This is a genomic window from Myxacorys chilensis (assembly GCF_059505265.1).
The window spans coordinates 62,644-66,776 of record NZ_JCACKG010000214.1 but is presented as its reverse complement, the minus strand read 5'-3'; the positions used below and the strand labels follow the sequence as shown (position 1 = coordinate 66,776).

Annotated in this window: 4 protein-coding genes; 1 reads left to right on the top strand and 3 read right to left on the bottom strand. The window is 40.4% G+C overall.

Annotated elements, in window-relative coordinates:
• Positions 1-140 precede the first annotated feature (140 nt).
• The gene (locus AC5JLB_RS21655) at positions 141-554 is read right to left on the bottom strand and encodes a hypothetical protein (RefSeq protein WP_495875897.1); all 414 of its coding nucleotides are present in this window, start codon (positions 552-554) and stop codon (positions 141-143) included.
• A 1,184-nt stretch (positions 555-1,738) separates the two neighbouring features.
• A complete protein-coding gene (locus AC5JLB_RS21650; protein WP_495875896.1) occupies positions 1,739-2,035 on the bottom strand; it encodes a hypothetical protein in 297 nt (98 codons plus the stop codon).
• A gap of 540 nt (positions 2,036-2,575) precedes the next feature.
• Between AC5JLB_RS21650 and AC5JLB_RS21645 the strand changes: the two genes are divergently transcribed.
• The gene (locus tag AC5JLB_RS21645) at positions 2,576-2,851 is read left to right on the top strand and encodes a hypothetical protein (protein ID WP_495875895.1); all 276 of its coding nucleotides are present in this window, start codon (positions 2,576-2,578) and stop codon (positions 2,849-2,851) included.
• A gap of 125 nt (positions 2,852-2,976) precedes the next feature.
• Here AC5JLB_RS21645 and AC5JLB_RS21640 read toward each other — a convergent pair whose 3' ends face one another.
• Positions 2,977-3,597: a hypothetical protein gene (locus tag AC5JLB_RS21640; protein WP_495875894.1), complete on the bottom strand. Its 621-nt coding sequence runs from the start codon at positions 3,595-3,597 to the stop codon at positions 2,977-2,979.
• Positions 3,598-4,133 lie beyond the last annotated feature (536 nt).

Genomic DNA, 4,133 nt, shown 5'->3' with positions numbered 1-4,133 from the left:
TCTAGAAAATTAATCTTATCTATTGGTGAACTACTGCCACAGTATGAAATGGCATTGCTTTTACTAACATTTTAGAGATATTAATCCAAAAAGAAAGAGAGAACGGATGCCCTCTCCCTCTACATAGCTAACTAGATTGACTAGAAGCGATCTACCCTTTTATCAACCTCCATTTCAAAAGTGACTGGTAGTGATTGGACTTTTACTCTTAGACGTTGGAAATTTGCATAAACCACCAATACTAAAGGTACAGAGAACGCTAGAGCTAGAACTAAGGCAGTGATATTTCTACCACCACCATCACTAGGAGGTTTAATCTTAGACTTGGACTGGGATTTCTCTTTTGAGAAAATGGACAAAAGTTCCAGATGGAACATAGAATAGACCTCAATGTTATTTACACATCTCCCAGCTTCATCATTTGACGCAGGGAGATTTTCCATTTCTGGAATAATATGATCCGCCTCAAATAAAACTGGTAGCTGGGGAGTTTGTTTACCAGTTGTGAGCAATGTACACCCGATACCCAAGATGGTAAACCGCAGTTTAGCCAAAAACTGTCCAATTGTTTTAGCTTATTCTGAAACCCAGTAAAATCATTGCTCTATTGCCATTTGCTAATTTTGGGGGAGACTGTAATGCATGTGGGATAGAGGTTTACAACTAATGAGCTAGATGGGGCTGGGTGAGGGTTCTGATGGGCTTGAGCTTGGTTACTACTTCAGTGTGATTGATTAACCTTATCTAAAGTAGGAACCCCTTTAGCTTTGCAACTCTAAAATTTGATCGCGCTCACTCTTATCTGATTCCTATTTGTTCAGATAGAGACACTCACAGCCAGAGGCAAGGACACACCCAGAGAGACACCCACACAAAAAGAAATTTCCCTAAGTGAGGGGCTCCGCCCCAGGAAGGTAGAAGAGTTAGGTTAATGGTTTACCTTGAGGGCCGACTTTGTTCTGTAATTAACTTATGGTGGATTAACCAGTTGGGACACTCCCATAAGTAGATTCTAATGAGGGGCACTTTAATTAATGTTAGTTGAAATGCTGTAAGGTGACTCTCCGTATAGCTTTCAGAATAATGAATTAAATTACTAATGCTAGGTTACTGTTAGTTTGAAACTGGTATGGAACTTCAGTTCCTGCAACCGATCAGGGAATCTTCAGGCCACCTTCATGTAGTTGAAGCTAGTAATGGGGGCAGAAGAAATTATAGGGGTTGGATAAAAAAGAGAAGAAGTTTTGAAAGGCTTAACAATAAGGAAAGGTTTATGAACCGCAGTGAAATGGTGGGCGGGATCATTCTGTTTGTAATTACAATCTCCTTACTAAGGGGATGTGTAAGTACTGGTTTTCAATACAATTACAATTCATGTATGCAGGGCACTATAACTCCTTTAAAACCCTTCAAAGCTTTATTTGTGTGCCTTTGGGTAGGCTCAGATGAAAATTAGAAATTAAGACAAATTTAATCGCGCCCCTCTCTTATCTCTGATTTCCATTTGTCAGATTAATTCATGACTTTAATTGAATTTGGGGTAGTCACTTAGTTGGGAGCAGGCCGGATTTGCGGAAGCAAATCCTAGATGGGGCCTATCCCCATTAGAGATTACAGAGGCTGAAACGACCATATATCAAGAAAAAATACCCCAAGGGTACTCAATTTTAACCAAAATTGAGTACCCTTGGGGTAAATTCACTGCAGTGAAATTAGATTTACAGGCTGCAATTTACACTCAAAACAGCCCCACTCTTAATTGTTCTAGTTCTGCATTGATGCTTTCCAAATGCTGTTCCAGTCCTGTGATCCTCCCATACTTCAACTTGGCAGCACGGTCAAAGTCACCAGCATTTGTTGCTTGTTCAACATCAACTTGAGTTTGATAGATAGCTCTTTCAACTAATTGAATATGATTGCGTAAACTACATTCAAGTGACCACTTAAGCTCTTGATCTATAATTCTCTGGTGAAGCTCTTGGAGAGTAGGCTGAATTGGTGGTTCTGAATCTTTCCCTTGCTTCTCAGTTGTCATTCAATCACCTACCCATTCAGCTAGAAAAGCAGCTTGTTTTGCTCGCACTTGACGATCAGAATCTACTTTGACTGTCTTCTTCATTTCTTCCAGTTCACCGTTGGCAGGAGTATGCCTATTATGCTTGGTACTGCTGAGAGTGGCGCAACCTTTATTGTCCCTTCACAGTTTTAATTACTGAAGGACTGATTTTGTCTATTTGTAGAGCTCCTTTAAGTTCTCACTACTCTGATGCTTCCGATGTAGTTCAGTTAGATGTCAGGCCCCTTTATGTTCTTATTTAAGGATTTAATACCTTTTGTTAAAACTGTGTGGAGCTACAATGTATATACAGTGCGGCTTAAGGTACTATTATTACTGCAACTAATGTCCCAGTTTACTACTTGGTTAGGTTAGTAGATTAGGTTGGTGGTGTCTCTGTGCCGTTGGTGAGGTTCAGCCAGCAGATGTTCAGTCAGTTCAGCTAGTTAGGTGAGCAGGGACAAGTATTGGCTAGAGAGAGTATGATCTTTAATCTCAAGTCTTTAGATGAATGAGTTTATGCAACCAGCACAACAACATCTCCTAATTGCTTTTAGAGAAGAGTTTTCAATTACTTTAAGCTCAGGACAGACATACCCTTTGCCGGGAGCTGGAGGGGCAGTAATGGAATCTGGTGGAATTATTACCTATCCAGGCGGTGCAAAATTGCAATTTGTTATTGAAGATGGGAAAATCATTGGCGGACAATTGTTCAGAGCTGATGGCTCTAAGCTTCAGCCGGGTGAGGTTCTGATTTTTCCAGATGGAACGACTATGGAACAGGAAGAGTTCTAAAGCATAGGTGTGATCGGATTGTTGACCATCAGCAGTACAGGCTCAGTCCATCAAACTGCTAATCTTCTCTAGCCACTACAGACAACACCCTTATTATTGAGAATAGAGTCAAGTTGAAAATGCTTTTAACTAAAATCTAAAAGAGTCTGAAGATCTTCATGGTTGCCACTACAAATCTGAAGGTTGGTCTCAGCTAGATCCTTCAGATAATTGATTTTGTCTAAGAAATTCCCTTTGAGGCGACTCCAATAGGTTGTATGAGTGTGCCGCCATCTCTCTATTTGAGACTGCTTGAATTCTTCAAAATCAGAATGCCCAAACGGATCTTCAGCAGCACTGTAAGCTTCGTACTCTGCTTCTAACACTTCATCCGTAGGTTCAGAAGGTTCCTTCCCAAACAAGACATCAAATATTAAATCTACTTTTTTGGTTAACTTACCCAAGTCACTGTTCTGCAGTGGAGCAGGAGCAGGTTGATTATCAGAATCTGGGGTTTTGTTGTTGGTATCCGAGTCTACTGAAGGACCCTCAGTTCCATCCTTATTATTTTCTGTGTAATGACCTCTTAAAATTACACGGACTACATCTGCCACTGACTGACCTGTTGCTTTAGCCTCCTGCTCAACTAAAGCATAAATATCTTTCTCATATCTAAAAGGCTTGTTGTCAGTCAGATTTGTAGAAGCAGGTCTTCCTACCGAAGGGACTGAGGTTCCAGCTTTAGTTGAAAATCTAGTCTTATTCATACTGTGTAATTAAAATACTTTTCTGTGTAATGCCACCATAACACCTCAATGATATCTTGTGTAATAGAAATGCTTTTCTGTGTAATTTAACTTTTATATAGAGTGAGTGTTTACTCTAGTGAGTTGGAACTCCAGTAGCTGCTCCGCAGGGGAAGGAAGAGGCAGCAAAGCTGCGTTTAGTTAATTTACATGGGGCTCCTTACAATTCTGTAATTAACCAGTTGTAAGTAACCAGTTGTTTAATAACCAGTCTTGTGTGATGTCTGTAAAAAGAAGGGGCCACTTTACTTCTGAAAGGGCCAACTTAATTTCATCCCACTAGAGTAAATAACAAAGGCCACTACATGAGTAGGTGCTTAGTTAAGGACATAAAGATATGGGACTGGGCCCCTCACATAAAGGAGATTACAACGGAGGGAATGGTCGGGTTGGATTTTGCTTTTTTGTAGTAACCAAGAGGGAATAACCAAGAGGGAATAACCAAGAGGGAATAACCAAGGGGAATAACCAAGTGGGACTAACCAAGGGGAATAACC

What these genes read in the sequence shown, in the direction of transcription:
- AC5JLB_RS21650 (WP_495875896.1), bottom strand. Translation starts at nt 2,035, where the DNA reads ATGACAACTGAGAAGCAAGGGAAAGATTCAGAACCACCAATTCAGCCT.
- AC5JLB_RS21645 (WP_495875895.1), top strand. Translation starts at nt 2,576, where the DNA reads ATGCAACCAGCACAACAACATCTCCTAATTGCTTTTAGAGAAGAGTTT.
- AC5JLB_RS21640 (WP_495875894.1), bottom strand. Translation starts at nt 3,597, where the DNA reads ATGAATAAGACTAGATTTTCAACTAAAGCTGGAACCTCAGTCCCTTCG.